This window comes from Streptomyces sp. NPDC001933, assembly GCF_042890955.1.
Lineage (GTDB): Bacteria > Actinomycetota > Actinomycetes > Streptomycetales > Streptomycetaceae > Streptomyces.
Genome location: NZ_JBIASS010000007.1, coordinates 331,874 through 357,576, shown reverse-complemented (window position 1 = coordinate 357,576; position 25,703 = coordinate 331,874). Strand labels below are relative to the sequence as shown.

Here is a 25,703-nt window from a genome sequence, read left to right as displayed (position 1 = left end):
CGTGGTCACGGCCACCGGGCCGGTGCGTGCGGACTGCGTGCGTGCGGACTGCGTGCGTACTGACCGACGTCCTGGTCAGAGGCGCTCGGGGGTCCGGATGCCGAGCAGCTCCATGCCCTGGTGCAGGGTGCGGGCGGTGAGGTCCGAGAGGAAGAGCCGGTTCTCGGCCACATCGCCCGGCACCTCGGGCTTGAGCACCGGGCACTGGTCGTAGAACGTCGTGAAGAGCGACGACAGCTGGTAGAGGTACGAGGCCAGCTTGTGCGGCTCGTACGCGGCGGCGACCTCGGCCACGACCTCGGCGAACTGGTCCAGGTGCAGGGCCATCGCGCGCTCGGCCGGGGCCAGCTCCAGCTCCGGGTGGGGCTGGGACTTCAGCTCGCCCGCCTTGCGCTTGATGGAGCGGGACCGGGCGTGCGCGTACTGGATGTACACGCTGGTGTCGCCGGTCAGCGAGACCATCTGGTCCAGGTCGAACTTGTAGTCGCGGGCGGCCGACGTCGACAGGTCCGCGTACTTCACCGCACCGATGCCGACCTGCGTGGCCCGCTCGGTGATCTCGTCCTCGGTGAGGTCCTTGGCCTTCTCGCGCACGACGGCGGACGCCCGGTCGATCGCCTCGTCCAGGAGGTCGGCCAGCCGGACCGTCTCGCCCTCGCGGGTCTTGAACGGCTTGCCGTCCTTGCCGAGCACCGTGCCGAAGGGGAGGTGCATGGCCTTGACGTCCTCGTTCAGCCAGCCGGCCCGGCGGGCGGTCTCGAAGACCATCTTGAAGTGCAGGGCCTGCCGGGCGTCCACGACGTACAGCAGGGTGTCCGCCTTGAGGTTCTGCACCCGGTCGCGGATCGCGGAGAGGTCCGTCGCCGCGTAGCCGTAGCCGCCGTTCGACTTCTTGACGATCAGCGGCGCCGGGTTGCCGTCCGGGCCCTTCACGTCGTCGAAGAACACGCAGAGCGCGCCCTCGGAGCGGACGGCGACGCCCGACTCCTCAAGGATGCGGCAGGTCTCCTCGAGCATGTCGTTGTACCCGGACTCGCCGACGATGTCGGCGTCCCGGATCTCCATGTCGAGCTTGTTGAAGACCGAGTAGAAGTAGATCTTCGACTCGTCGACGAAGCGCTGCCACATGGCGAGCGTCTCCGCGTCGCCGGCCTGGAGCGCCACGACGCGGTCCCGGGAGCGGGCCTTGAACTCCTCGTCGGAGTCGAAGAGCGCGCGGGAAGCCTTGTAGAGCCGGTTCAGCGAGGACATGGCGGCCTCGCCCTCCGCCTCACCGCCGGCGCCCTCGTGGGTCAGCTCGCCCGGGTGCTCGGTCAGGTACTGGATGAGCATGCCGAACTGGGTGCCCCAGTCGCCGATGTGGTGCCTGCGGATCACGGACTCGCCCGTGAACTCCAGGATCTGCACCATCGCGTCACCGATCACGGCGGAACGCAGGTGGCCGACGTGCATCTCCTTGGCCACGTTCGGCTGCGCGTAGTCGATGACGGTCGTGCCCGCGGCGCTGTTGTACGGCACACCGAGCCGGCCCTCGTCGTCCGCGGCGCGCGCGGCGAGGGTCTCGATGATCGCCCTGTCAGCGAGCGTGACGTTGAGGAAGCCGGGGCCGGAGACCTCGATCTCCTTGATCAGGCCGCCCGCCGGGATCGCGGCGGTGACCTGCGAGGCGAGCTCGCGCGGGTTGCCCTTGAGCTTCTTGGCGAGGGCCAGGATGCCGTTGGCCTGGAAGTCGGCCCGGTCGCTACGTCGCAGCAGCGGGTCCGCGGTGCCGGCATCCGGCAGAGCTGCCGTCAGGGCGTCCGCCAGCTGCTGCTGGAGCGTGGAAGCGAGGGAATTGACCGAGGCCATGAGCTGGCTGCCGTTTCCGTAGGAGTACAAGGGATCACGCCCAGTATTCCACGGGCGGTAAAGCCGTTTTCTTCGCGCGGGCGATGAGGCGTTCGCGTTGCCGTTCCCGAAGCCGTTCCCGCGCGCGGGCCGTAAGCCGTTTTCGTGGCGGCGGCGGACCTGGGAGAATGGGCGGAGCCCCTACAAGAGAGAAGGACGTGCAGACCGTGGCTCAGAGTCAGAGCAGCACCGAGGCCGACTGGGTCTCCCGCTTCGCGGACGATGTCATCGCCGAATCGGAGCGTCGTGCGCCTGGCAAACCGGTCGTCGTCGCGTCCGGTCTCTCCCCGTCGGGCCCGATCCACCTGGGCAACCTCCGCGAGGTCATGACCCCGCACCTGGTCGCCGACGAGATCCGCCGCCGCGGGTACACCGTCCGGCACCTGATCTCGTGGGACGACTACGACCGGTACCGCAAGGTCCCGAACGGTGTCCCGGGGATCGACGAGTCCTGGGCCGAGCACATCGGCAAGCCGCTGACCTCGGTGCCCGCCCCGGCCGGGTCCGCGTACCCGAACTGGGCCGAGCACTTCAAGGCCGCCATGACGGACGCGCTGGACGAGCTGGGCGTCGAGTACGACGGCATCAGCCAGACCGAGCAGTACACGGCGGGCACCTACCGCGAGCAGATCCTGCACGCGATGAGGCACCGCGCCGACATCGACGCCGTTCTCGACCGGTACCGGACGAAGAAGGACCCGGCGGCCGCGGGCGCCAAGGGCGGCAAGAAGCCGCAGCAGCAGAAGAAGGTCGACGAGGCCGAGCTGGAGGCCGAGGCGGGCTCCGGTGCGGCGAGCGAGGACGACGGCAGCGGCGGTTCGGCCGGCTACTTCCCGTACAAGCCCTACTGCGGCAACTGCGAGAAGGACCTCACGACCGTCACGTCGTACGACGACGACAGCACCGAGCTGAACTACACCTGCACGGCCTGCGGCTTCGCCGAGACGGTGCGGCTGAGCGAGTTCAACCGCGGAAAGCTGGTCTGGAAGGTCGACTGGCCGATGCGCTGGGCGTACGAGGGCGTGATCTTCGAGCCGAGCGGGGTGGACCACTCCTCGCCGGGCTCCTCGTTCGTCGTCGGCGGCCAGATCGTCCGCGAGGTCTTCGACGGCGTGCAGCCGATCGGCCCGATGTACGCCTTCGTCGGCATCTCCGGCATGGCGAAGATGTCCTCCAGCAAGGGCGGCGTGCCGACCCCGGCCGACGCGCTGAAGATCATGGAGGCGCCGCTGCTGCGCTGGCTGTACGCGCGCCGCAAGCCCAACCAGTCCTTCAAGATCGCCTTCGACCAGGAGATCCAGCGGCTCTACGACGAGTGGGACTCGCTGGCGCGCAAGGTCGCCGACGGTTCGGTGCTGCCGGCCGACGCCGCCGCGTACGCGCGGGCCATCGGCACGGCCGCCGGTGAGCTGCCGAGCACGCAGCGCCCGCTGCCGTACCGGACGCTCGCGTCGGTCGTGGACATCACGGCCGGGCACGACGAGCAGACGCTGCGCATCCTGAGCGAGCTGGACCCGGAGAACCCGCTGACCTCGCTGGACGAGGCGCGGCCGCGTCTCGACCGGGCCGAGAACTGGATCACCAGCCAGGTCCCGGCCGAGGCCCGCACGATCGTGCGCGAGGAGCCGGACAAGGAGCTGCTCGGCTCGCTGGACGACCAGGGGCGCCAGTCGCTGCGGCTGCTCCTGGAGGGGCTGGACTCGCACTGGTCGCTGGACGGGCTCACCACGCTCGTCTACGGCGTGCCGAAGGTCCTGGCGGGCCTGGAGCCGGACGCCAAGCCGACGCCCGAGCTGAAGGTCGCGCAGCGGTCGTTCTTCGCGCTGCTGTACCGGCTGCTGGTCGGCCGGGACACCGGGCCGCGGCTGCCCACGCTGCTGCTGGCCGTGGGCGCCGAGCGGGTGCGCAGACTGCTCGGTGAGTAGCCTGCCGGGCGCGTAGACGCCTTTTGCGCCTCTTGTACGGAGGGCCGTCACCCGGTGATTCGGGTGACGGCCCTCCGTCGTCGTTGCTGGTTGCTGGTTGCGGGGTGGCTCAGGCGATGTGGTCCGCTTCGAGTTCGGAGTGGTAGCGGTTCTTGAACTCCGGCATCATGCGGCGGATCAGTGCCGCGCTGCGCGGGTGCCTGACGTTGTGGCCGTCCGTGACGTGTATGTCCAGGGCGTCGACGCTCGGGTAGTTGTTGTGCTGGTTCACGAACGCGGCGAACACCTCGTACGCGATCGCGGCGAACTCCGCGTCCTCCTGCGCCCACTCGACGGGGTCCGGCTCGGGTTCCTGGGCCTGTTCCGGGGCCTGCTGCTGGGCCTGTTCCCCGGCCTGCGGGTGCTCCTGGAGCTGGAGCTGTTCCTGAAGGGGCTCCTGCTCCTGCCGGGGGCCGGGGACGGCGCCGATCGTGCCCACGCTGCCCAGGGGGCGGGTGCGGCCGCCGGGGCCCGAGGGGACCATCACCGGGCCCGGCTCCAGGCCCTCCTCGTACGCGGGGTCGTAGGCGCTCTCGTACGTGTCGTCCGGGACCTGGGCCGCCGCGAACCAGGGGCTCTCGTGCGAGCCGGGCCCTTCCTGGGGCCACTCCTCGGCGGCGGCGCCGGGGTCGGAGGGGTGGCTGTGCTGCTGGTACTGCTGGTGCTGCGGCCCGTGTTGCTGCTGCTGTTCGTACTGCTCCTGGTCCTGCTGGGCGTACTGCTGCTCGGGGACGTACGGCAACTCGGGCTGGAGTTCGGCCGGTTCGGCCTGGGCCAGGGCGGGCGCCTGGGCCGGGGGGAGCAGGGCGGGTTCGATGCCCGCGGCGGCGAGGCCGGCCGGGGCGGTCTCGGCCAGCGGGACGCCGTACTTCGCCAGGCGCAGCGGCATCAGGGACTCGACGGGGGCCTTGCGGCGCCAGTTGCGGCCGAAGCGGGCCTGCAGGCGGGCCTGGTAGATCAGCCGGTCCTGTTCGAGCTTGATGACCTGCTCGTAACTGCGCAGCTCCCAGAGCTTCATGCGGCGCCACAGCTTGAACGTCGGTACGGGGGAGAGCAGCCAGCGGGTGAGGCGGACGCCCTCCATGTGCTTGTCGGCCGTGATGTCGGCGATCCGGCCCACCGCGTGGCGGGCGGCCTCGACGGAGACCACGAACAGCACCGGGATGACGGCGTGCATGCCGACGCCGAGCGGGTCGGGCCAGGCCGCGGCGCCGTTGAAGGCGATCGTCGCGGCGGTCAGCAGCCAGGCGGTCTGGCGCAGCAGCGGGAACGGGATGCGCAGCCAGGTCAGCAGCAGGTCCAGGGCGAGCAGGACACAGATACCCGCGTCGATACCGATCGGGAAGACCAGCGAGAAGTCCCCGAAGCCCTTCTGGAGGGCGAGTTCGCGCACCGCCGCGTACGAACCCGCGAACCCGATCGCGGCGATGAGCACCGCTCCGGCGACCACGAGACCGATGAGTATCCGGTGGGTGCGTGTCAGCTGCATCGCGGCCACCCGCGTTCCCTCCCCGTTCTCCCGTATCCGACGTCATGTTCTGGCGTCGTGCTCCGACTTCTGGCGGGCACAGCCTGGCACACGAGGGCGCGGGGCGTTGCGCGGGGAGGGGCGAAGCCCGGTACTCGGGGAAGTACCGGGCTTCGTGATGCCGCTTCCGGGCCGGGGCGCTGCCGACTGGTCAGCCGGGCCGGTCCGGGTGTGTGGCCGGTTCGTCCGCCGGGCCGGTCCGGGGGTTGCTAGCTCGTCTTCTTGACGGACGACTTGCGGGCGGAGGTCTTCCTGTCCGTCGGCTTGTTGCGGTCGTCGGAGCCGCTGTCCGAGGACTTGGGGTCGTCCGCCTTGTCGGTGGCCTTCTGGCTCGGCGCGGTCGAGCCGGAGTCCTTGTCGGCGGCGACCGCGGCCACCGCTTCCTTGGCCGCCTTCTCGGCGCCCTTCCGGATGTCGTCGGCGGAGGGGGTCTTCGCGCCCGCGTAGCCCGCACCGTTGTAGGTGAGCGTGATGACGACGTTCTCCGTACGGGCCACGACCGTCGCGTACTTGAAGTCCTCGCTGGTCTTGGTGAGGTCGTAGGTGACCGTGGTGGCCTGGTCCCCGATGCCGTTGGCGGGCGCTTCGGCGACCTTCTTGGCGCCGTCGGCCGTCTTCGCCTTGTCGACCTGCTTCGCGAAGTCCTGCTGCGCGCGCTTGGCGCCGCTGCCCAGGGCCTGGTCCGAGTCGAAGCGGGTGAAGCCGACGTCGAGCCAGCGGTACTGGGAGCCCTTCACGCCGTTGTCGTCGAGGCCGTTCCAGGAGCAGCCCGCGCGGGAAGTGAGGTCGCTGGACTTGGTGGCCGTGCCGTTCTTCGACTTCGCCGAGGGAACGAGGGAAGTGACCGTCTTCTTGGTGATCGACTTGCACGGGTCGGGCAGCTGGGTGAACTTCGCCGGTTCGACGGTCGGTTCCGCCTTCTTGCTCGCGCTCGGCGCCGCGGACGACGCGGACGAGTCCGAATCCTTCTTGCCGCCGTCGGAGTCCGACGAGCAGCCGGCGACGACGAGCATCACCGGTACGGCGGCGCAGGCGAGTATGCGGGAGAGTCGCGGGGCTGAACGGTGCATGGTTCCTTCACTCGGGTGGCGCGGCGGGCGGGCTGCCAGGCGGTCGGGTGGCCGGGCGGGTGGTCGGCCGGGGTTCCGGAAGCTGTTCCGGAGGGTTTTCCGGAGGGCCACGGTACGACGGACTGCGACCGGATGCCGCCTCGGCCGGGGGCCCGGTGGCCGCGGGCGGCTCCGGTCAGGGGCGCCCGGGGCGGGGTCATTCGCTGAACTCGTCGACCAGCTTCCGGGCCAGTGCCTGGGCCTTCTCCTGCAGTTCCTTGCTGTCGGGGACGGCGGTGGAGACGGCCGGCTGTTCGGTGTACTCGACGGTCACGATGACGTTCGATGTGCGGAATACCACCTTCACCGTGCGGTGTTGTGCGGTGGAACCTGCCCGGGTGAGTAGATCGTCCAGAAATGCACTGTCGCCGAGGTCGTCGAGGATGCGTGGCTGAAGGCTCTCGTCCGGGGTGCCTGCGCCGTCGTCGGTGTTCTCGTCGTCGGTGCTCTTGCCCTCGGGGGTGGGGCCGGTCAGGGCGTGCGAGGTGGATGCGGAAGCGTCGCCGGACGTGTCACCGGAGGCTTCGTCGGAGTCGGCCGGGGGCGTCTGCTTCTTCTCGCCCTTGCCCTCGCCGCCCTCCGTGTTCTCCGCGCTCTCCGTGGCGTCGGGGGTCGCGGAGGGGGAGGAGAGGCCGGCGGCGGTCTCCTTCTTCGTGTACACCTCGCGGGCGCGGTCGTCGTCGCTCACCGCGGGGTCGTAGGACACGACGCGCTCGAAGTCGATGAACAGGCTGTGCGAGGAGGAGGAACCCTCGGACTTCCAGCGGCAGCCGACCCGGCGGTCGGTGTCGTAGGTGACGGCGGCGGTGCCCTCGTACACCTTTCTCTGCTGGTCCTCGGCGAGTTCGGCGGCGCCCGGGAGCAGGTCCTTCAGCGTCGGTGACTCGACGGCGCGGCACGGCTCGGGAAGAGTGCGGTACTTGCCGGGGGCCGCGGCGGCGACGGTTTCCGTGCCGGACTTGCTGTCGGCTGCGGAACCACCGGTTCCGGTGTCGGCGCTGCAGCCGACGACGAACGCTGCCAGTAGCGCGGTGCCGGTTACGTAGGCCATTCGTCGCACGGTCCTGAGCTCCCTTCGTGCGAAAAACGGTTGCCGCTCGATGGCGACCGGTGGACACAATGTGTATCGCACGCGCCGCTGTGAATGCCGGTCGACCGACTTATTTGCCGACCTTGGCACCGGATTTGCGCTTTCAGACTTTTCGGGGGAATCGAGGAACTATGTCGTATGTAGAGGTGCCGGGGGCGAAGGTTCCCATCCGCATGTGGGCCGACCCGGCCTCGGTCGAGGACGTCGCGATGCAGCAGCTGCGCAATGTTGCCACGCTGCCTTGGATCAAGGGTCTCGCCGTCATGCCGGACGTCCATTTCGGCAAGGGCGCGACGGTCGGTTCGGTGATCGCGATGCACGGCGCGGTCTGTCCGGCGGCGGTCGGCGTGGACATCGGCTGCGGAATGTCCGCGGTGAAGACCTCGTTGACGGCCAATGACCTGCCGGGCGACCTGTCCGGGCTGCGGTCGAGGATCGAGCAGGCCATCCCGGTGGGCCGGGGCATGCATGACGAGGCCGTGGAGCCCGACCGGCTGTACGGCTTCCGGGCGCCGGGCTGGGACGACTTCTGGGGACGGTTCGACGGAGTGGCCGATGCGGTCAAGTTCCGTCAGGAACGTGCCACGAAGCAGATGGGGACGCTCGGATCGGGAAACCACTTCATCGAGTTCTGCCTCGACGAGGCGGGTTCGGTCTGGCTGATGCTGCACTCCGGATCGCGGAACATCGGCAAGGAACTGGCCGACTTCCACATCGGGCAGGCGCAGAAGCTGCCGCACAACCAGGACCTGATCGACCGGGATCTGGCGGTGTTCATCGCCGACACCCCGGAGATGGCGGCGTACCGGAACGACCTGTTCTGGGCGCAGGAGTACGCGAAGCACAACCGGGCCATCATGATGGCGCTCTTCCAGAACGTGGTCCGCAAGGAGTTCAAGAAGGCCAAGGTGACCTTCGAGCCGGTCATCTCCTGCCACCACAACTACGTGGCGGAGGAGCGGTACGAGGGGATGGACCTGCTGGTCACGCGGAAGGGCGCGATCCGTGCGGGTTCCGGGGACTTCGGGATCATCCCGGGTTCGATGGGCACCGGTTCGTACATCGTGAAGGGGCTCGGGAACGAGAAGTCGTTCAACTCGGCCTCGCACGGGGCCGGCCGGAAGATGAGCCGGAACGCCGCGAAGCGGCGCTTCTCGACGCGCGACCTGGAGGATCAGACGCGGGGCGTGGAGTGCCGTAAGGACTCCGGTGTCGTGGACGAGATCCCGGCCGCGTACAAGCCGATCGAGAAGGTCATCGAGCAGCAGCGGGACCTGGTGGAGGTCGTCGCCAAGCTCAAGCAGATCGTGTGCGTGAAGGGCTGAATCCAGGCCTTCAGGCACGGGCGGACGAAGGGGCCGGGGACGCGGGTGGTGTGTCCCCGGCCCCTTCCTGTCTGCCCTTTTCCGGTTCAGTCGGGTCGGGTCGGGTCCGGTCGGGTCCGGTCTGGGCGAGTCCGGTCCGGTCAGGCGGTGCGGTGGACCTTGGAGTTGGAGGCTTGGGCGCGGGGGCGGACGACCAGGAGGTCGATGTTGACGTGGCTGGGCCGGGTGACGGCCCAGGAGATGGTGTCGGCCACGTCGTCCGCGGTGAGGGGGGCGTCGACGCCCGCGTACACCTTGGCGGCCTTCTCGGTGTCGCCGCGGAAGCGGGTGGTGGCGAACTCCTCGGTCTTGACCATGCCGGGGGCGACCTCGATGACGCGGACCGGGGTGCCGACGATCTCCAGGCGCAGCGTCTCGGCCAGGACGTGCTCGCCGTGCTTGGCGGCCACGTAACCGCCGCCGCCCTCGTACGTGGAGAGGCCCGCGGTGGAGGACAGGATCACCACCGTGCCGTCGCCGCTCGCGGTGAGGGCGGGGAGCAGTGCCTGGGTGACGTTGAGCGTGCCGATGACGTTGGTCTCGTACATCTGGCGCCAGTCCGCGGGGTCGCCGCTGGCGACGGGGTCGGCCCCGAGCGCGCCCCCCGCGTTGTTGACGAGGACGGCGAGGGTGCGGAACGCCGTGGCGAACTCGTTCACCGCATCGCGGTCGGTGACGTCCAGCTCGTAGGCCGTGGCTTGGTGGCCCGCCTCGTTGATCTCGGCGGCGAGCGCCTCGATGCGGTCCTTGCGACGGGCGGTCACCACGACGCGGTAGCCGGCGGCGGCGAGCTGTCGGGCGGTCGCGGCGCCGATGCCGCTGCTCGCTCCGGTGATGACGGCGATCGGGGTGGCGGCCATGGCGGACTCCTCGGACAGCTGATCGGTACGGGGGTCAGGATAGGCGGGTACGGGGTGGAGCCGGGCGGCGCGGGGTGTGCCGGGGCGAGGTGGTGCGGGGCGCGGCGGGGTGGAGTGGTGCGGGGTCAGGAGTTGCGGGGGGCGTACATGATGACCGCCATGCCGGCCAGGCAGATCAGGGCCCCGATCACGTCCCAGCGGTCGGGGCGGTAGCCGTCGGCGACCATGCCCCAGGCGATCGAACCGGCGACGAAGACCCCGCCGTACGCCGCGAGGATGCGGCCGAACTCGCCGTCCGGCTGGAGCGTGGCGACGAAGCCGTAGGCGCCCAGCGCGATGACGCCCGCCCCGATCCAGATCCAGCCCCGGTGCTCACGCACGCCCTGCCAGACCAGCCAGGCGCCCCCGATCTCGAAAAGCGCGGCGACGACGAACAGAGCAACGGATCGGGCGATCGACATGGGGCAAGGCTGCCATGTGGGGAGAGGGGCAAGGCGCGCCGAACCGGTCGGTAAATAAGGATGATTCGGGGTGATCTGTATCTTCGGGACATGCTAGTGACGCATAGAGCTGCACGGGCCGTCTCCGCGACGGCGATGTTGGCCGGGAGCGTGGTGCTGGTGGCGGGGGTGGGGGCGGGGGCCGCGGTCGCTGCGCCCTCCGGTCTTCCCGAGCTCTCCGGTCTTCCCGGCCCCTTCGCGGTCATTGCGCCTGAGGCCGATGTGGCACACCACGGGCATGTCCTGCTGTGGGGCGCGGGGCTCAAGGTCCGGGTGCGGACCGAGAACCACGGCCCGTCGAACCTGGCGGGTGTGACCGTGCGGGTGCGGACATCGGTGGCGCTCGCCGGAGGGCAGGAACTTCCGCAGGGCTGTCTGCAGGCCGACCGGCGGACCGTGCTGTGCCGGACCGGCGGCCTGCGCGCCGACGGGGCGCAGGAGCGGCGGCTCGCTCTCGAACTGCGGCTTGTGGCACGGCCGGACGAGGTCGTCGTACGGGTCGACACGCTGTGGAACGGCGGAGCGGCCGACCGGAACCCCGGGAACAACGACCACGAGGTGCTGGCCCTGGCCACCGGAGACGAGTACGTGTTCTGAGCCCGGGCCGGCGGGGCCGGTGAGGCGGGACCCACGCTCATCGGGGCGGGCGGGGTCGGTGAGGCGCTCATCGGGGCCGGCGGGGTGGGTGCCGGGCTCATCGGGTGAGTGCGGCCTGCAGGGCCGTCGGATCGGGGCGGTCGCTCGCCCAGGCGATGTAGCCGTCGGGGCGGACGAGCAGGGTGGTGGTGCGGTCGCCCTGCCAGTGGGCGTGCACCAGCGGGGCCGGTGATGCCGGCGTGGCGGCGCCGGTGGGGGTGACCAGGACGAACGTGCCGTCGCGCAACAGCTGGTGCAGGCGGCCCTCGCGCAGGCTCAGGTCGGGGGCGCGCTTCGCGGTCAGGGGGTGCGCGCCGCGCGGGGCCCGGTAGGCGATGGCGATGCCGGAGACCATGCCGATGGCCTTGTCGGAGGCGGGCCGGATGGTGGCCAGTGTCCTGGCCACCATGGTCCTGACCGTCCGCTGGAGCGGGGTGCGGGCCATGGCGAGGCGGACGAGCGCGCCGCTGGTGCGGAGCACGGTCGCGCCGACCGGGTGCCGTTCGGCGTGGTAGCTGTCGAGGAGCGCCTCCGGGTCGGTCGTGTGCCCCCGCAGTACGGCGGCGAGCTTCCAGGAAAGGTTCGCGGCGTCCTGGAGGCCGGTGTTCATGCCCTGGCCGCCCGCCGGGGAGTGGACGTGGGCGGCGTCCCCGGCGAGGAAGACCCGGCCGGTCCGGTAGGACGGCACCTGGCGTTCGTCGCTGTGGAAGCGGGAGATCCAGCGGGCGTCGTACATGCCGAAGTCGGAGCCGAGGGCGACGCGGCAGATCTCGCGCAGCTCGTCGAGGTCGACGGGGTCGCTGTCGGCGGCCTGGCGCGCGCGGTGCCACCCCATCACTCGGTACCAGCCGTCGCCGAAGGGGGCGATGAAGGCGAAGGCGTCTCCGCCGCCGCTGACCGTCAGGATGTCGGAGGGCTTCTCGGCGAGCCGGACGTCGGCGAGAACGATCGACCGGATCACGGATTTGCCGGGGAAGGGGAGCCCGAGCGCATGGCGCACGGGGCTGCGCATCCCGTCGGTACCGACGAGGTAGCGGGCGGTGAGGGTCGTCCGGCTGCCGTCCGGCTCGCGCAGTTCGGCGGTGACGGATTGCGATGCGGGGCTCTGGTGGAGCGTGGTCAGCTCCGTGTCGTGCCGGAAGCGGACGCCGGCGGTGCGGGCCCGGCGCTCCAGCAGGCGCTCCACCTCGTACTGCGGGGTGATCAGCACGAACGGGAAGCGCGTGTGCAGCCGGGAGAGGTCGAGCGAGAGCTTCCCGAAGAAGCGCAGGGAGGTGAGGGGCGTGCCCGTCCTGATCAGCTCGTCGGCCAGGCCGCGGCTGTCGAGCAGTTCGAGCGTGCGGGCGTGCACGGCGAAGGCGCGCGTCATGTTGCTGATCCGGCTCGGGCGGCGCTCCACGAGCGTGACGGAGACGCCCTGGGCGGCGAGATCCCCTGCCAGCAGCAGGCCGGTGGGGCCCGCGCCCACGATGAGTGCGTCGACGGTCTCGGGTGCGGTGCTCGGGGTGGTGGTCATGGCTGCCTCCTGGGCCCGTCCATCAGCTGTCACCTTTGCGCCGACGTGTGTCGGTCAACGCATGTTGGTCAACGAACGTTGGTCAACGCTTGTTGGCAACGGTAGCTCCGATGCGACTGGCGTGTCAACGGTTGTTGGCCTACAGTTGTTGGCATGACAGAGCCCGTCGCCGCGCCCCGCCGTTCGGATGCCACCAAGGCCGCGATCCTCGATGCCGCGCGCGAGCGGTTCGCCGCCGACGGGTACGAGCGCGCCACCATCCGTGCCATCGCCCGTGACGCGAACATCGACCCGTCGATGGTCATGCGCTACTACGGCAACAAGGAGGGGCTTTTCGTCGCCGCCTCCGCGATCGACCTGCGGATACCCGACCTGGGGGCGATGCCGGGCAAGCACGTGGGTGCGGTACTCGTCGGGCATTTCCTGGACCGCTGGGAGGGCGACGACGTGCTCACGGGCATGCTCAGGGTCAGCGTCACCAACGAAGCGGGCGCGGAGCGGATGAGGGCGATCTTCGCCGAGCAGATCGGCGCGGTCACGACAGGGGTCTGCCCCGTCCCGGCCGAAGCGGCCCACCGTGCGGTGCTCGTCGCCTCGCAGATACTGGGGATGGCGCTCGCGCGCTACGTGCTTCGGTTCGGGCCCGCCGTCGAGATGTCGCGCGAGGAAGTGATCGCCTGGCTCGCGCCCACCGTCCAGCGCTACCTGACCGCCGAGAAGCCGTAGCCCGAGCGGGCAGGCCGGGCCGAGGCAGGTCGGGCCGAGGCAGGCCGGGCCGGGTCAAGTCAGGCCGGGGTAGGTCAGGTCGAGGCCGGTTCGGCCGGGGGCGGTTCGGCCGGGCGGTCGGCGTTGTCTGCTTCGTACACTCTCTGCATGTCGCAGAAGTCCCAGCCCGGCCGCAGTGCGCTGATGGCCGAGCTGACCGTCGAGTCACGCCGCTACATGGCCGCCTACGCGCTCTTCAACCAGGCCGTCGCCGACCATCTGCGGCTCCACCCGACCGATCTCCAGTGCCTCAACCTGCTCGGCCTGGAGGCGGGGCCGGTCACCACGGGCCGTATCGCGGAGCTGACCGGGCTGACCACTGGGTCGGCGACCCGGCTGGTCGACCGGCTGGAGCGGGGCGGGTACGTGAGGCGCGAGCGGGACACCGCCGACCGCCGACGGGTGCTCGTCGCGACCGTGCCGGAGCGGATGGCGGAGATCGGTGCGGTGTGGGAGCGGCTGAACGGGGCCTGGGCGGCGATGTTCGAGGCGTACGACGACGAAGAAGTGGCCCTGCTCATCGCCCACATGCGGCGGACAGTCGAGCTGAGCGCACTGCAGGTCGAGGCATTGCGGCAGGCCCACGGCGGCACGTGACGGCCGGCCCCGGGTCTACGCGCCGTCCGCCGACGTGGGCGCGAACTCCTGGAGGGCCTTCGTGACGATCGCTTCCAGATGCGAGTGGTGGGCGCCCCGCCAGTAGACGCGGTCGCACTCCGTGCACTGCGCGAAGACGTCGTACGAGCGCCGGGTGCCGTGTTCCAACTGGTTACTGACCGTGTCCTTGTCGGCCTCCTTCAGCGGCCCGTTGCATGCGGTGCACCTGGTCCAGGGCGCGAGGCGCGGGGCGAACCGCTCCAGCACATCGCGGAGTTGCTCCTCCGGGCGGTCGCTGTAGACGTAGGCCCCGGCCCAGATCTCCCGCCGGTGCAGCAGTCCGCGGTCCCGTGACAGCAGTACGCGCCGCTCCTGTGCCGACCGGGCGGCCAGCGTGGGATCGCCGATGTCCTCGCTCTCGTACGCCGCATCGACCCCCAGCAGCCGCAGCCGCCGGGCGAGCGTGCCGAGGTGCACGTCGAGCAGGAACCGCAAGGGTGCGCCCGGGACCTGCTGGGGGCGTTCCACGGCACGTACCTCGACCAGTTCACCGGCCGCCGGGATGTGCGAGACCGGTACGGACCGGCCGTCGACCAGGATCTGTCCGGCCTCGGTGAGCGGGATGCCGAGCGATTCCACGACATGGCCGAGAGTGGAGGCGCCGTCCGTGGTCACGGCCGTGCGCCCCCGGCGGCGTTCATGCGCGACGAAGAGCCGCAGCTCGGGGGCGACTTCGAGGTGGATCTCCGGTCCGTTCACTCCGCCAGGATGTCATCGGCCGGGTGCGTCAGCCAGGGGGTTTCGGTTGTCGGGGTGAGCCGGACGCGTACCCGGCGGGCGAGAGCTCAGGGGCGGAAGGCGGCGGCGTTCTCCTCGGCCCAGGCGGCGAAGGTGCGGGCCGGGTGGCCGGTCAGCTTCTCGACGTCGCCGGTCACCTCGTCCGGGATGCCGTCCGAAGCGGCCGTGTACGCGAGCAGCGCGTCGGCGAACGCCTCGGGCACGAAGCCGGCGACGGACTTCTTCCAGGCCGCTCCGGTCACGGTGTTGATGGCGATGGGGCGCCCGGACGCCGCCGCCAGCAGGCCGACCTGCTCGGCGGCGGTGAGCGATTCGGGGCCGGTCAGGTGGTACGCCTCGCCCTGGAGGCGAGGGTCGGTGAGCACGGCGAGGGCGGCCTCGGCGATGTCCGTCGCGTCGATGGGGCTGGTGTGGCTGTTGGGGTAGGGGAGGTCGACCGTGCCGTGGGCCCGTACCGACTGTGCCCACTGGTACGCGTTGCCGGCGAAGGCCCCCGGGCGCAGCAGCGTCGTGGTGAGGGGTGAGGCGAGCAGGGCCTGCTCCACCGCGTGGTGGGAGGCGGCGATCGGGTTGTCCTGGGCGTCCGGGTCCAGGACCGAGCTGGAGGAGAGCAGCACGATGTGGCCGACCCCGGCCGTCCCGGCCGCCGACAGAAAGGCGTCGATGCCGGACGGTTCGGCGTAGAGGAAGACGGAATCGACGCCGTCGAGAGCGGCCCCGAAGGTGGCCGGATCGCCGAGGTCGCAGGCCACGACGGGTACACCGGCGGGCAGTGCGGTGGCTGTGGCGGCGAGGCCCTCGGGGGTGCGCGAGGCGGCGCGGACGGAGTGGCCGTCGCGGTGCAGCAGCGAGACGAGCGTGGAGCCGATACGGCCCCGGCATCCGGTGACGAGAGTGAGCATGGTGGAGGGGTCCCCTCTGCAGGTGCAGATATGGCAGATCCGTGGATCCGCAGGCAGCGCAGATCGGCGGGCAGGGCAGATCCGCAGGCAAGGCAGATCCGCAGGCACGGCAAATCTGCGGCATGGCAGATCTGCAGGAATGGCGGATATAAGGCTGTGTCGCGAATAAGCTGCGTGACGCAGATAAATATCCAGGGGTGGGACCGGCCCGTCAAACGTTTTCGAGGTCGAGCCGCCAGTCGTTCGTCAGCAGCGCATGGCCGGGCGGGTACTCGAAGTCGCACTCGCCGATCAGAGTGAAGCCCGCCTTGCGGCACACCGCGTTCGACGCGCCGTTCCCCACGGACGGATAGGCGTGCAGGAAACGGTGCTTGCGCTCGGCGCGGGCCTGCTCGGCAACGGCCGTCGTCGCGGCCGTGGCGATCCCCAGCCCCTGGAATTCGGGGAGGACGGCCCACCCCGTCTCGTACACCTCCTGGCCCTGCCAGGTGCGCTCCCAGAAGCCGATCGTGCCCACGGCACCGGCCCCGTCCGTCAGGGCGATGCGGAACATCCTGCCCCGGCCCGTGCGGTCCGCGCTCAGCTCCACGTAGCGCTCGTGACGCGCTATGAGCTGCTCCTCCGTCTCGGGGCCGCCCAAGTGGTCCATCAACTCGGGTGCGTTGGCGCGGCGGAGCAGCTCCAGGTCGGCATCCGACCAGGCCTCGATCCGTACGGACGACGAAGCGGTGCGTTCCATGCCAGAAACTGTAGGACGCGGCACTGACAAACGAGGTCAGTGCGGTGCGAACGCCGTCGGGGGCACGCCTACCGTGGCGGTGAAGTCCCTGATCAGATGGGCCTGGTCGCTGTAACCGAGCTCCGCCGCGAGTGCCGCCCAGTCCACCCGCGGGTCCGACTCGGCCCGCTCCAGCGCCTCGTGGATGCGGTAGCGGAGGATGACCCACTTGGGGCCGACGCCGACGTACGCGGCGAAGAGCCGCTGGAGCGAGCGCGGCGACAGCCCCGCCGCGTGGGCGAGTTCGTCGACGCGGCGCACCGTGCGGTCCGTGCGCACCAGGTCGGCCAGGGCCATCGCGCGTTCGGCCTGCGGGTCGGGTTCCGGGCCGAGCGCCAGCAGGTACCGGTCGAGCGCCGCCACCCGCGCGTCCTCGTCCGCCGGGCCGAGGATGTCGGACGGCGGGGCGGGCGGGGTGAACGCCTCGTCGGCGAGGAGCCGCTGCCCCGTCCACTCCGCGACCGGCCGGTCCGGAGCGAAGGGCCGGAAGCCGCCGGGCCGGAACTGCACCCCGCAGACCCGGCCGCGGCCCTCCAGTTTCTGTGTGAAGAGCTCAAGCCCGATGCCCGAGACCTCCGCGAAATCGGCCTCGCCCTCGAACCGCTGGAAGACCAGGTTCACGGACGGGTGCGGCACCACATGGGAGGCGTACGGCTGGGACAGGTCCCAGTCGATGAGCCAGTAGTGCTCGATGTACGTCCGTAGCCCGGCGGCGGGTTCACGGCGGCGGAAACGTACCTGGGCGAAGAGTTCGGGGGCGTCGACGATGCCCCGGGTGTCGCGTCGAGGACCGGCCATGGCGGCGATCCTATGATCTGCGGGCCGCCGGGGTGCGGGCGATGTCGCGTTTCTTCAAGCCCCCGTCCGTCCGGTCGTGCATCGTCGAACGATGACGAAGATCAGTGAGTTGCTGGATACGGCCGTCGGACCGGCCGTTGCCGTGCTGGACGGGGTCGACGACAACAGCCTCGGCGCGCCCACGCCGTGCGCGGAGTACGACGTACGGGCCCTGATCAACCATCTCTTCCAAGTGATCGTCAACTTCCAGGCCCTGGCGGCCAGGCAGGAGGCCGACTTCGGTACGACGCCGGACGTCGTCACCGGGGACTGGCGGACCCGCTTCGGCGAGGAGGCGGCCAAGCTGGTGGCGGCCTGGGCCGTGCCCGGCGCGGACGAGGGGACCACCGGGGCCATGGGGCTTCCGGCCAGGACCGTCGGGAACATGGTGCTGGGCGATCTGACCGTCCACGCCTGGGACCTGGCGCGGGCCACCGGCCAGGAGTTCACCCCGGACGAGTCCGTACTGGGCGAGATCGGTACCGCGCTGGCCTCGATGGCCCCGATGGCCAGGGAGGCGAAGGTGTTCGGCGAGCCGCACCCCGTGCCGGACGGGGCCAGCCCGTTCGACGAGGTGCTCGCTCTGACCGGCCGGGATCCCGGCTGGCGGCCGCCCGTCGCCTGACCTCGGCGGCCGGAGGAGGGTGGGGGGCCTGGGACCCGCCCTCCGGGGCATCCGGGGTGTCGTAGAGGCCGTCCAGTCTGGTGAACGCGCCGTCCACGACGCCCTCGGCGTCCACCGGCATCGCGCGCTCGTCCAGCCATCGGCTGTTCGGCCGGTCTACTGGCTCCACACATGTACTGCGTCGCCCGGCCCCGACACCGTGTACCAGGTGCCGTCGCCGAGCGCCGTGGGCGCGCCGGATACCGGGAACGGGTACGTGACCTGCGCGGTCACCCGCATTTCCGCCCCGGCCGTGCTCACCAGCCAGTGGCGCGGCTCGCCGTACTCCTCGTCCCGCTCCGCCGTACCGGCGATGACGGTCTCCTCGTCGAGGAAGCCGCACTCGTAGTCCCAGCACGTCTCGTCGGCGTCCCGGTCGTCGGGATCGGCCTCGGGGTGGCGGGGGACGGTGTGCTCGGTGTCGAGTTCGGCGAGTACGGAACCGTCGTCGATCCGGTGCACGCCGAGCGCCTCCCCGTAATGGGTCACCGTCACGAAGCGGTCCCCCGAGGGGCTCACCCCCGTCAGGATCCGTTCGTCGTCGCAGAACTGCCCGACGGAGAGCTTCTCGCCGTCCCACCGGCCCCACCGCAGCGGCACCCCGTCCTGGCCCTCGCCGACGCTCAGCCCCATCCGGGCGGGGTCGGGATGCGGGACGTGATCGGAACCGGCCGCCACCGTCTCGGTCTCCGCCCGGCCGAGCACCCGTCCGTCGGCGGCGTCGATGACCAGCCACTCGTCCAGTGCCTCCGGATCGGGGCCGGACGCGGCGACCGGACCGCGGATATGGGCCCAGACGAGCGCCCCGTCCGCCGAGAACACGGCCGAGCCGCTGTCCGCGTATATATGCCTGTGATCGGCCGCGTACTCCTCGTAGGCGTTGTGCAGCGTGCGGCAGCTGCCGTCCCAGCAGCCGTGCCGCACCTCCCAGCGCACCGCCCCCGTGGGATCCACCGCGCGCACCGCGTGTACCCCGGCGAAGACCGCGAGGTCGCCGCGTGGCGCCACCGTGAAGGTGCCGAAGTTGCGGGGCCAGGGCGCGGGGAAGCGGACCGGCGCCGCGTCCGGGGTGCCGGGGTCGACGGCGATCAGTTCGGCGTCGCCACGCTGGACGAGCAGGCGTCGGCCGACTGCCCGCTGCCCGTCACCGGGCGCGGGTTCTGCGTCCGGCCAGCGCAGGAGCTGCGGGGCTTCCGCCGTGTTCTGCGCGCGGTCCAGCGGTGCGGCGAGCGTGGTGACGAGGCGTGCGGCGGCTGTGCCGGCCATGGGCGGGCCCTCCCCTTCGCGAGCGAGTGAGCGAGTGAGCGCGTGCGCGCGTGTGCGTGTGCGTCGACTCGTACGTCGGCGCATCGGTACGGGGAGAACCGTAAGGCCGGCCGACGGGCGCCCGGTCGGCGCCCTCAGCCCTGGTATGTGTCCGGGACGACGGCGACGGGGCAGGGCGAGTAGTGCAGCACCGCGTGGTTGACCGGGCCCAGTTGGAGTCCGTGCCATACGCTGGCCCGCCGGGCGCCGACAACCAGGAGCTCCGCGGTCTCGGCGGCTTCGATCAGCACTTGGTGCGCCGGTCCCTGCGCCACCGACCGGTGGATGACGACGGATCCGGAGCCGTCGTCATGGGCCCCCTGGCTGTCCTGCGTGTCCTGGCTGTCCTGCTGTTTCCGCGCCTCCAGGGTTTCCAGGGCCTTCAGGACCTCTTCGAGGTGTTCCTCGGCCTGGCGGCGGTAGGCGGATGAGGAGGAGCCGGGGAGCGGCGGGTGGCTGAGGAGCGCGTGCGCGGGGCGGCGCCAGGCGCGTACGGCGGTGAGCTCGCCGTGCCGCGACGCGGCCTGGGCCAGGGCGAAGACGGCGGCGGCCGACGGACCGGTGGCGTCGCTGATGCCGACGACGACGCTCCCGGGTGTCGCCGGTGTGCCGGGCTGCCGCGCCGGAATCACCACGACCGGGCAGTGCGACCGGCCGGCCAGCGCCAGCCCCACGGACCCCAGGAGCATTCCGGCGATCCGGCCCCGGCCCCGGGAGCCCAGGACGACGAGCGAGGCCTTGTGGCTCTCCCGTACGAGGGTGGCCACCGGGTCCTCGGGCTGCACGTCGGCCACCACGCTCACCTCGGGACTGAGATCCCGCACCCGGTCCCGGGCCGAGGCGACCAGATGCTCGGCGAGGAGCTGTTCGCCGGGGACCTCGGGGTCGGCGGGGGGCCGCAGGCCCTCGTAGTGCTCCCACAGCGACGCATGGACGACGCGCAGGGGGAGCCGGATGCGGGCCGCTTCCGCCGCGGCCCAGTCCAGGGCTCGCAGGCTGCCCTCCGAGCCGTCCACCCCGACGACCACCGGGAGCCTCATCGCTCCCACCGCCTTTCCCGCTTCCGCGTCGCTCCGATCGCCTCCACGGTGCGTCGACCGTCCCTACGGCTCGATCGTCAGCACCCGGTCCAGGCGGCGGCGCGGTGTCCGCGGCCCGGTGGGCCCGTAACCCAGGCGGATGATCATCTGGGGGTGTCCCGTGCCGTGCAGCGGGTCGCGCAGGACCCAGCGCAGGTCCGGCCATTCGATGGGCTGGGTCGCGAACGAGGTGGACACCGCGTCCAGCGTGGCGGCGAGCAGGACGCGCTCCAGCGCCTGACCGGCGCGGAGCCAGTCCGCCGGGCGGTCGTTCTCGGTGCTCAGCAGGGCCAGCTGCGGCCGCCGCTCGAACAGGACGCGGGCCCGGCCGTCGGGGGCGCGGGTGCCGGCGAAGTCGCGGTTGATCGCTTGCTCGGAGGCGTCGCGCGGGCCGAAGGCGTAGTCGGGGATGCCGTCGTCCGGTGCGTCGGTCTTGGTGAACCTGGCCCAGTGCTCCTGCTCGGCCTCTCGCGCCGGGTCGCCCCGGTCGTATCCCTCGGCGTCCCGGATCAGGTCGAGCACGGTCTCCAGATGGGGCGGGACGAGGAATGTGAGGTCCGCGCCCTCGGTACGGGCCGCGCCCACGAGGCGTGCGCGGACGTCGTCGGGGATCGGCTGCTCGTCGAACGGGTAGCGGCTGGTGTGCCGCTCCGCGATCGCGGGGTGGAGGGCGCGGAGCGCTTCGTCGGCCCGATCGCTCGGGGTGCCGGGGCGGCTGCCGAGGGCGGCGTCGAGCCGTACGGCTGCCAGGAACGCCGGATCCGACGGGGCGGGCAGCAACGTGGTGGCCGCGGCCAGGCCGTGGTGGGCGGCGGACACCCGCAGGTTCAGCAGGGCCGCGCCGCAGCCCACGTGCAGGGCGCGGGCGGAGGGGTCGGCCGCCGGCAGCGCGCGCTCGAAATCGGCCCGGAGGGCGAGAGTCCGGTCGCCGCGTGAGTACCGGAAGAGCCAGGGCTGGGCGTTGTGCATGGACGGTGCGGTGGTGGCGTCGGCGACGAGGTCGGTCACCACCGTGTCGGTGAGCGTCTGGGCGGACATCTGACCCCCGCGGATCGGGAACTGTCGATGTCTTTCCAGCATGTATCAAGTGCCGCCGGGACGGTACGGGAGACGGTCCGGGTTTCCGGGGTCTCGCCGGGCGGGGACCGTGGTCGAGGAGCCCGGGATCGGGCATCTGCCCCGGAGCGGCCGCAGGCGGCTGCCCTCCTCAGACGGTTGCCCCCAGGCGGGTGACCAGGTGGTGCCAGGCCTCCTCCAGGCGCTCCACCGGCATGCCGCGCTCGATGGTGAGGTGGTGGACGAGGGCGGCGTCGATGGAGGCCAGCAGCGTGTGCGCGAGCAGCTCCGGATCGCCGGGCACCTTCGCCTGCCGCAGCAGCATCGCGAGGTGGTTGAGGCGCAGACGGAGCGCCGGGACGGTGTAGTTGCGCAGCGGGTCCGTCCGGCTGGCCAGGATCAGCGGGTGGTTGTCGCGTTCGTGGCGCAGGACGGCGGGCCCGAAGGCGTGCAGCCGCTCCGCTGCGGGGGCGTCCGGGCCCAGTGGCGGCGGGCCGGAGAGGAAGGCGGCCTGGAGCTGCTTCTCCCGGTGGTCCAGGAGCGCGAGCAGGAGCCCGGCCCGGTCGCCGAAGCGCCGGAAGACGGTTCCCTTGCCCACCCCCGCCGCGGCGGCCACCGACTCCATGGTCAGATCCGCCGCCCCGCATCCGGTCAGGAGCCGGGAAGCGGCGTCCAGCAGGAGAGTGCGGTTGCGTGCCGCGTCCGCCCGCAGCTGCGGGGGTTCGTCGATCGGGGCGAGCGGGAGATGTGTCCGTGCTTCTCCTGGTTCGGGCAGCCTCGGCGTCGGAGGGGTGGCGGAGTCGGTCATGTCGTCAGCGTAACGCCCGGAAGTGACAAGTGGACCGCGGTCCGTTTAGGTGGTACAACTTTAAACGGACCGCGGTCCGCTTGATACGGCTCATTCGATGTACTCGACGTATTCGACGTATCCGATGTACCTGCCTCTCCGCCTCCCGGGAGTTACCCATGTCTGTACGCATCCTCGCGCTCGTCGGCAGCCTCCGCGCCGGTTCGCACAACCGCCAGCTCGCCGAAGCCGCCGCCAAGCACGCCCCTGAGGGCGCCGAGATCGAGCTGTACGAGGGCCTGGCCGAGGTGCCCTTCTACAACGAGGACATCGACGTCGAGGGAAGCGTCCCGGCCGCTGCCGCCCGGCTGCGTGAGACGGCGGCGAACGCCGACGCGTTCCTGCTCTTCTCGCCCGAGTACAACGGCACCATGCCGGCCGTCCTGAAGAACGCCATCGACTGGCTGTCCCGCCCGTTCGGCGTCGGCGCCATCTCCGGCAAGCCGGTCGCCGTGGTCGGCACCGCCTTCGGTCAGTACGGCGGCGTCTGGGCGCAGGACGACGCCCGCAAGTCCGCCGGCATCGCGGGTGCCACGGTCCTGGAGGACGTCAAGCTGTCCATCCCCGGCTCCGTGACGCGCTTCGCGGAGACCCACCCGGCCGACGACGCCGAGGTCGTCACCGCCCTCGCCGACGTGATCGGCAAGGTGCGTTCGGCCGCTTCCGTGGCTGCCTGACCTTTCTGTTTCAGCTCTGATTCATCCGCGCGCGGCCGCGGGGTGGGCGAGGACGCCACCCCGCAGCCGCGCGCAGTGCTGTTCCGGCCAGGGGGCGCGCTTCCTCACCCCCGGGCCACCGCCTCGTTGCCGGGCGCCGGCCCCGTACGGCACGGCCCCCGGTTCAGGGCCAGACCAGGCAATACGCCTGATGCCCCGCGTCGTGCAGCCGGTGCGAGAAGTCCTGCCACTCGTGCAGGAGTTGATAGACGTTGAACGCGTCGCGCGGGCCGCCGCGGTCCGGGACCGTGGACCAGATGAACGCCGCGGCACCCACCGACTCCTCGCCGACGCCGCGCAGCGGGTCGACGACCGTCATCGGAAGCTTGACCACCGCGTAGTCGGGGTGCAGCACCACCAGTTCGAGCGGCGGGACCCTGTGCAGGGGTACGCCCTGAATTCCGGTGAGGACCATCGCCGCCACCGTCTCCGGCTTGATCTTGGTGAACATGCCGCCCATGCCCAGCTCGTCACCGCCGAGCTCCTCGGGGCGCATCGAAATAGGCACGCGTGCCGCGGTGGCCCCGTCGGGGGCACCGAAGTACTTGTAGGTCACCCCCACCCGGCCACCACTCCTGCTTCCGGCTTCGCCATGCTGCGCCCCACCGGCCCGTATGCCTTGCTCGCGCTCCGCATCACGCCGGTGCCGACCCCGCCGGGCAGGCTCGGGCCCCAGGTCGTCGGTCCCTTCGCCCACTCCGCCACCGCGATGCATATCTCATCCACCCGACTACTACTTAGGAGACACAGCCCCCGCCGCGCAACCCGATCATCGTGTCAGTGACCTCCCCCACGGGCGTGCGGTGAAACACCTGTCCGCAAGACCGTCCGTGGCTCTGACACCATGGCTTGTGTGAGCTTTCCCTATGACGCCCCAGTTTCGCAGACGCTTTTCGACCGCGCGTCCCTCGTGACGCCCGGCGGCGTGAACTCTCCCGTACGTGCCTTCCGGGCCGTGGGCGGTACGCCCCGCTTCATGGTGTCCGGCAGCGGCCCGTACCTCACCGACGCCGACGGCCGTGAGTACGTCGACCTCGTGTGCTCGTGGGGGCCGATGATCCTCGGCCACTCCCACCCGGAGGTCATCGCCGCAGTCCAGGAGGCCGTCGCCCGCGGCACCTCGTTCGGTACGCCCGGTGAGGGCGAGGTCGCGCTCGCCGAGGAGATCGTGGCCCGGGTCGAGCCCGTGGAGCAGGTGCGGCTGGTGTCGTCCGGCACCGAGGCGACCATGTCCGCGATCCGCCTCGCCCGCGGATTCACCGGCCGGGCCAAGGTGGTGAAGTTCGCCGGCTGCTACCACGGCCACGTCGACGCGCTGCTCGCCGCCGCCGGTTCCGGGGTCGCGACCTTCGGCCTCCCGGACACCCCGGGGGTCACCGGTGCGCAGGCCGGCGACACGATCGTGCTGCCGTACAACGACCTGGAGGCCGTCCGCGAGGCGTTCGCCGCGCACCCCGGCGAGATCGCCTGTGTGATCACCGAGGCATCGCCGGGCAACATGGGCGTCGTGCCGCCGCTGGACGGTTTCAACGCCGGGCTCAAGGAGCTGTGCGCCGCGAACGGTGCGCTTTACATCTCCGACGAGGTCATGACCGGGTTCCGTACGTCGAAGGCCGGCTGGTTCGGCGTCGACGGGGTGCGGCCCGACCTGATGACCTTCGGCAAGGTCATGGGCGGCGGTTTCCCGGCCGCGGCCTTCGGCGGGCGTGCGGACGTGATGGCCCACCTTGCCCCGGCCGGTCCCGTCTACCAGGCGGGCACCCTCTCCGGGAACCCGATCGCCACCGCCGCCGGTCTCGCCCAGCTGCGGCTGCTCGACGACGCGGCGTACGCCAAGGTGGACGCGGTCTCCGCGGAGATCCGCGGCCTGGTCAGCGAGGCGCTGGCCAAGGAGGGCGTGGCGCACACCGTGCAGGCGGCGAGCAACATGTTCTCCGTCTTCTTCACCGACCGCCCGGTGCGGAACTACGAGGACGCCAAGCAGCAGGAAGCTTTCCGCTTCACCGCCTTCTTCCACTCCCTGCTGTCGCAGGGCGTCTACCTGCCGCCGTCGGCCTTCGAGTCCTGGTTCGTCTCCACCGCCCATGACACGCAGGCCGTCGAGCGCATCGCCGCCGCCCTGCCCGCCGCCGCCCGCGCCGCCTCGGAGGCCACCGCATGAGCGAGAACGGAAGCCACGAGGAAGAGCGGAGCCGCAAGGGCAAGGACATCACCGTCGTCCATCTGATGCGGCACGGCGAGGTGCACAACCCGGAGGGCGTGCTCTACGGGCGCCGCCCCGGCTACCACCTCTCCGAGCTCGGCCGGCAGATGGCCGACCGGGTCGCCGAGCACCTGGCCGGACGCGACATCACCCATGTCGTCGCCTCGCCGCTGGAGCGCGCCCAGGAGACGGCCACCCCGATCGCCAAGACGCACGGCCTGGACCTGGCCACCGACGGGCGGCTCATCGAGGCGGCCAACGTCTTCGAGGGCAAGACCTTCGGCGTCGGCGACGGCGCGCTGCGCAAGCCGGACAACTGGAAGCACCTGACGAACCCGTTCCGCCCGTCGTGGGGCGAGCCGTACATCGAGCAGGTCGTACGGATGATGGGCGCGCTGGACGCGGCGCGCGACGCGGCCCGCGGCCACGAGGCGGTGTGCGTCAGCCACCAGCTGCCGATCTGGATCGTGCGCAGCTTCGTCGAGCGGCGGCGGCTGTGGCACGACCCGCGCAAGCGGCAGTGCACCCTCGCCTCGCTGACCAGCTTCACGTACCAGGGCGACAAGATCGTGTCGGTCGGGTACTCGGAGCCGGCGCGGGACCTGGTGCCGGCGCATCTGCTGGCCGGGGCGAAGCCGGTGAAGGGGAAGTCGAAGGCGTTCGGCGCGTAGCCGGCCCACATGGGCCGGCGGGGGCGGGGCG

At 71.2% G+C, this 25,703-nt stretch carries 26 protein-coding genes; 9 read left to right on the top strand and 17 right to left on the bottom strand.

From position 1 onward, the window contains the following. Positions 1-75: 75 nt before the first annotated feature. On the bottom strand, positions 76-1,848 hold the full coding sequence (argS, locus tag ACFYY7_RS20325) for an arginine--tRNA ligase (protein ID WP_388663247.1): 1,773 nt from the start codon (positions 1,846-1,848) through the stop codon (positions 76-78). Positions 1,849-2,045: 197 nt separating this feature from the next. Between argS and lysS the strand changes: the two genes are divergently transcribed. Continuing rightward, entirely contained in the window at positions 2,046-3,812 is a 1,767-nt protein-coding gene (lysS, locus tag ACFYY7_RS20320) for a lysine--tRNA ligase (protein ID WP_388663160.1), read from the top strand. A 109-nt stretch (positions 3,813-3,921) separates the two neighbouring features. Here the strand turns inward: lysS and ACFYY7_RS20315 are convergent, their stop codons facing one another. The 3 genes from ACFYY7_RS20315 to ACFYY7_RS20305 form a co-directional block, all read right to left on the bottom strand. Next, positions 3,922-5,349, bottom strand: coding sequence for a DUF2637 domain-containing protein (locus ACFYY7_RS20315; protein WP_388663158.1), 1,428 nt, complete (start codon positions 5,347-5,349; stop codon positions 3,922-3,924). A 239-nt stretch (positions 5,350-5,588) separates the two neighbouring features. Beyond that, positions 5,589-6,449 (bottom strand): DUF3558 family protein, encoded by an 861-nt coding sequence (locus ACFYY7_RS20310; RefSeq protein WP_388663156.1) that lies wholly within the window; start codon positions 6,447-6,449, stop codon positions 5,589-5,591. Positions 6,450-6,645: 196 nt separating this feature from the next. Next, the gene (locus ACFYY7_RS20305; RefSeq protein WP_388663154.1) at positions 6,646-7,539 is read right to left on the bottom strand and encodes a DUF3558 domain-containing protein; all 894 of its coding nucleotides are present in this window, start codon (positions 7,537-7,539) and stop codon (positions 6,646-6,648) included. Positions 7,540-7,709: 170 nt separating this feature from the next. On the opposite strand from ACFYY7_RS20305, the gene ACFYY7_RS20300 reads away from it, so the two are divergent. After that, complete coding sequence (locus ACFYY7_RS20300) at positions 7,710-8,903, top strand: RtcB family protein (RefSeq protein WP_266732015.1); 1,194 nt, start codon at positions 7,710-7,712, stop codon at positions 8,901-8,903. Between the two features lie 140 nt (positions 8,904-9,043). Here the strand turns inward: ACFYY7_RS20300 and ACFYY7_RS20295 are convergent, their stop codons facing one another. Then, positions 9,044-9,802: an SDR family NAD(P)-dependent oxidoreductase gene (locus ACFYY7_RS20295; RefSeq protein WP_259930095.1), complete on the bottom strand. Its 759-nt coding sequence runs from the start codon at positions 9,800-9,802 to the stop codon at positions 9,044-9,046. Between the two features lie 125 nt (positions 9,803-9,927). Further along, positions 9,928-10,263 (bottom strand): YnfA family protein, encoded by a 336-nt coding sequence (locus ACFYY7_RS20290; RefSeq protein ID WP_376317101.1) that lies wholly within the window; start codon positions 10,261-10,263, stop codon positions 9,928-9,930. A 90-nt stretch (positions 10,264-10,353) separates the two neighbouring features. Between ACFYY7_RS20290 and ACFYY7_RS20285 the strand changes: the two genes are divergently transcribed. Beyond that, positions 10,354-10,899: a hypothetical protein gene (locus ACFYY7_RS20285; protein WP_388663152.1), complete on the top strand. Its 546-nt coding sequence runs from the start codon at positions 10,354-10,356 to the stop codon at positions 10,897-10,899. A 97-nt stretch (positions 10,900-10,996) separates the two neighbouring features. On the opposite strand, the gene ACFYY7_RS20280 is transcribed toward ACFYY7_RS20285, so the two are convergent. After that, on the bottom strand, positions 10,997-12,454 hold the full coding sequence (locus tag ACFYY7_RS20280) for an FAD-dependent monooxygenase (RefSeq protein ID WP_388663150.1): 1,458 nt from the start codon (positions 12,452-12,454) through the stop codon (positions 10,997-10,999). A 153-nt stretch (positions 12,455-12,607) separates the two neighbouring features. Here ACFYY7_RS20280 and ACFYY7_RS20275 point away from each other — a divergent pair, with 153 nt between their 5' ends. Both ACFYY7_RS20275 and ACFYY7_RS20270 read left to right on the top strand, forming a co-directional pair. Next, complete coding sequence (locus tag ACFYY7_RS20275) at positions 12,608-13,180, top strand: TetR family transcriptional regulator (protein ID WP_388663148.1); 573 nt, start codon at positions 12,608-12,610, stop codon at positions 13,178-13,180. A gap of 147 nt (positions 13,181-13,327) precedes the next feature. Continuing rightward, complete coding sequence (locus ACFYY7_RS20270) at positions 13,328-13,816, top strand: MarR family winged helix-turn-helix transcriptional regulator (RefSeq protein ID WP_376427738.1); 489 nt, start codon at positions 13,328-13,330, stop codon at positions 13,814-13,816. Positions 13,817-13,831: 15 nt separating this feature from the next. On the opposite strand, the gene ACFYY7_RS20265 is transcribed toward ACFYY7_RS20270, so the two are convergent. The 4 genes from ACFYY7_RS20265 to ACFYY7_RS20250 all read right to left on the bottom strand — a co-directional run bounded on the left by ACFYY7_RS20265 (position 13,832) and on the right by ACFYY7_RS20250 (position 17,092). Then, a complete protein-coding gene (locus tag ACFYY7_RS20265) occupies positions 13,832-14,575 on the bottom strand; it encodes a Mut7-C RNAse domain-containing protein (protein ID WP_388663145.1) in 744 nt (247 codons plus the stop codon). An 86-nt stretch (positions 14,576-14,661) separates the two neighbouring features. Then, positions 14,662-15,516 carry an NAD(P)H-binding protein gene (locus ACFYY7_RS20260; RefSeq protein WP_388663143.1) on the bottom strand — a complete coding sequence of 285 codons (855 nt, stop codon included), beginning with the start codon at positions 15,514-15,516 and terminating at the stop codon, positions 14,662-14,664. Between the two features lie 211 nt (positions 15,517-15,727). Beyond that, entirely contained in the window at positions 15,728-16,255 is a 528-nt protein-coding gene (locus ACFYY7_RS20255; RefSeq protein WP_388663141.1) for a GNAT family N-acetyltransferase, read from the bottom strand. Between the two features lie 36 nt (positions 16,256-16,291). Continuing rightward, positions 16,292-17,092 (bottom strand): DUF6597 domain-containing transcriptional factor, encoded by an 801-nt coding sequence (locus tag ACFYY7_RS20250; protein ID WP_388663139.1) that lies wholly within the window; start codon positions 17,090-17,092, stop codon positions 16,292-16,294. A gap of 91 nt (positions 17,093-17,183) precedes the next feature. On the opposite strand from ACFYY7_RS20250, the gene ACFYY7_RS20245 reads away from it, so the two are divergent. Continuing rightward, positions 17,184-17,756 carry a TIGR03086 family metal-binding protein gene (locus tag ACFYY7_RS20245; protein WP_388663137.1) on the top strand — a complete coding sequence of 191 codons (573 nt, stop codon included), beginning with the start codon at positions 17,184-17,186 and terminating at the stop codon, positions 17,754-17,756. Between the two features lie 156 nt (positions 17,757-17,912). On the opposite strand, the gene ACFYY7_RS20240 is transcribed toward ACFYY7_RS20245, so the two are convergent. The 4 genes from ACFYY7_RS20240 to ACFYY7_RS20225 form a co-directional block, all read right to left on the bottom strand. Further along, entirely contained in the window at positions 17,913-19,061 is a 1,149-nt protein-coding gene (locus ACFYY7_RS20240; RefSeq protein ID WP_388663135.1) for a hypothetical protein, read from the bottom strand. A gap of 134 nt (positions 19,062-19,195) precedes the next feature. Then, positions 19,196-20,140, bottom strand: coding sequence for a universal stress protein (locus tag ACFYY7_RS20235; protein ID WP_388663133.1), 945 nt, complete (start codon positions 20,138-20,140; stop codon positions 19,196-19,198). 63 nt (positions 20,141-20,203) lie between these two features. After that, the gene (locus ACFYY7_RS20230; RefSeq protein WP_388663131.1) at positions 20,204-21,217 is read right to left on the bottom strand and encodes an Acg family FMN-binding oxidoreductase; all 1,014 of its coding nucleotides are present in this window, start codon (positions 21,215-21,217) and stop codon (positions 20,204-20,206) included. A 169-nt stretch (positions 21,218-21,386) separates the two neighbouring features. Continuing rightward, complete coding sequence (locus ACFYY7_RS20225) at positions 21,387-22,043, bottom strand: TetR/AcrR family transcriptional regulator (RefSeq protein ID WP_388663129.1); 657 nt, start codon at positions 22,041-22,043, stop codon at positions 21,387-21,389. Positions 22,044-22,201: 158 nt separating this feature from the next. Between ACFYY7_RS20225 and ACFYY7_RS20220 the strand changes: the two genes are divergently transcribed. Further along, the gene (locus ACFYY7_RS20220; RefSeq protein WP_388663127.1) at positions 22,202-22,759 is read left to right on the top strand and encodes an NADPH-dependent FMN reductase; all 558 of its coding nucleotides are present in this window, start codon (positions 22,202-22,204) and stop codon (positions 22,757-22,759) included. 163 nt (positions 22,760-22,922) lie between these two features. On the opposite strand, the gene ACFYY7_RS20215 is transcribed toward ACFYY7_RS20220, so the two are convergent. Next, complete coding sequence (locus tag ACFYY7_RS20215) at positions 22,923-23,354, bottom strand: hypothetical protein (protein ID WP_388663245.1); 432 nt, start codon at positions 23,352-23,354, stop codon at positions 22,923-22,925. Beyond that, on the bottom strand, positions 23,351-23,524 hold the full coding sequence (locus ACFYY7_RS20210) for a hypothetical protein (RefSeq protein WP_266732040.1): 174 nt from the start codon (positions 23,522-23,524) through the stop codon (positions 23,351-23,353). Before ACFYY7_RS20210 ends, ACFYY7_RS20215 begins: the two co-directional genes overlap by 4 nt. A gap of 118 nt (positions 23,525-23,642) precedes the next feature. Here ACFYY7_RS20210 and hemL point away from each other — a divergent pair, with 118 nt between their 5' ends. Both hemL and ACFYY7_RS20200 read left to right on the top strand, forming a co-directional pair. Beyond that, complete coding sequence (hemL, locus tag ACFYY7_RS20205; protein WP_388663125.1) at positions 23,643-24,959, top strand: glutamate-1-semialdehyde 2,1-aminomutase; 1,317 nt, start codon at positions 23,643-23,645, stop codon at positions 24,957-24,959. After that, positions 24,956-25,672 carry a histidine phosphatase family protein gene (locus ACFYY7_RS20200; RefSeq protein ID WP_388663124.1) on the top strand — a complete coding sequence of 239 codons (717 nt, stop codon included), beginning with the start codon at positions 24,956-24,958 and terminating at the stop codon, positions 25,670-25,672. Before hemL ends, ACFYY7_RS20200 begins: the two co-directional genes overlap by 4 nt. Positions 25,673-25,703: the final 31 nt, after the last annotated feature.

Bases quoted from the DNA above. Each gene is read 5' to 3' on its own strand.
- argS (WP_388663247.1), bottom strand. From the start codon at position 1,848: ATGGCCTCGGTCAATTCCCTCGCTTCCACGCTCCAGCAGCAGCTGGCG.
- ACFYY7_RS20310 (WP_388663156.1), bottom strand. From the start codon at position 6,449: ATGCACCGTTCAGCCCCGCGACTCTCCCGCATACTCGCCTGCGCCGCC.
- ACFYY7_RS20305 (WP_388663154.1), bottom strand. From the start codon at position 7,539: ATGGCCTACGTAACCGGCACCGCGCTACTGGCAGCGTTCGTCGTCGGC.
- ACFYY7_RS20300 (WP_266732015.1), top strand. From the start codon at position 7,710: ATGTCGTATGTAGAGGTGCCGGGGGCGAAGGTTCCCATCCGCATGTGG.
- ACFYY7_RS20295 (WP_259930095.1), bottom strand. From the start codon at position 9,802: ATGGCCGCCACCCCGATCGCCGTCATCACCGGAGCGAGCAGCGGCATC.
- ACFYY7_RS20290 (WP_376317101.1), bottom strand. From the start codon at position 10,263: ATGTCGATCGCCCGATCCGTTGCTCTGTTCGTCGTCGCCGCGCTTTTC.
- ACFYY7_RS20285 (WP_388663152.1), top strand. From the start codon at position 10,354: ATGCTAGTGACGCATAGAGCTGCACGGGCCGTCTCCGCGACGGCGATG.
- ACFYY7_RS20280 (WP_388663150.1), bottom strand. From the start codon at position 12,454: ATGACCACCACCCCGAGCACCGCACCCGAGACCGTCGACGCACTCATC.
- ACFYY7_RS20275 (WP_388663148.1), top strand. From the start codon at position 12,608: ATGACAGAGCCCGTCGCCGCGCCCCGCCGTTCGGATGCCACCAAGGCC.
- ACFYY7_RS20270 (WP_376427738.1), top strand. From the start codon at position 13,328: ATGTCGCAGAAGTCCCAGCCCGGCCGCAGTGCGCTGATGGCCGAGCTG.
- ACFYY7_RS20260 (WP_388663143.1), bottom strand. From the start codon at position 15,516: ATGCTCACTCTCGTCACCGGATGCCGGGGCCGTATCGGCTCCACGCTC.
- ACFYY7_RS20255 (WP_388663141.1), bottom strand. From the start codon at position 16,255: ATGGAACGCACCGCTTCGTCGTCCGTACGGATCGAGGCCTGGTCGGAT.
- ACFYY7_RS20250 (WP_388663139.1), bottom strand. From the start codon at position 17,092: ATGGCCGGTCCTCGACGCGACACCCGGGGCATCGTCGACGCCCCCGAA.
- ACFYY7_RS20245 (WP_388663137.1), top strand. From the start codon at position 17,184: ATGACGAAGATCAGTGAGTTGCTGGATACGGCCGTCGGACCGGCCGTT.
- ACFYY7_RS20240 (WP_388663135.1), bottom strand. From the start codon at position 19,061: ATGGCCGGCACAGCCGCCGCACGCCTCGTCACCACGCTCGCCGCACCG.
- ACFYY7_RS20235 (WP_388663133.1), bottom strand. From the start codon at position 20,140: ATGAGGCTCCCGGTGGTCGTCGGGGTGGACGGCTCGGAGGGCAGCCTG.
- ACFYY7_RS20230 (WP_388663131.1), bottom strand. From the start codon at position 21,217: ATGTCCGCCCAGACGCTCACCGACACGGTGGTGACCGACCTCGTCGCC.
- ACFYY7_RS20225 (WP_388663129.1), bottom strand. From the start codon at position 22,043: ATGACCGACTCCGCCACCCCTCCGACGCCGAGGCTGCCCGAACCAGGA.
- ACFYY7_RS20220 (WP_388663127.1), top strand. From the start codon at position 22,202: ATGTCTGTACGCATCCTCGCGCTCGTCGGCAGCCTCCGCGCCGGTTCG.
- hemL (WP_388663125.1), top strand. From the start codon at position 23,643: ATGGCTTGTGTGAGCTTTCCCTATGACGCCCCAGTTTCGCAGACGCTT.
- ACFYY7_RS20200 (WP_388663124.1), top strand. From the start codon at position 24,956: ATGAGCGAGAACGGAAGCCACGAGGAAGAGCGGAGCCGCAAGGGCAAG.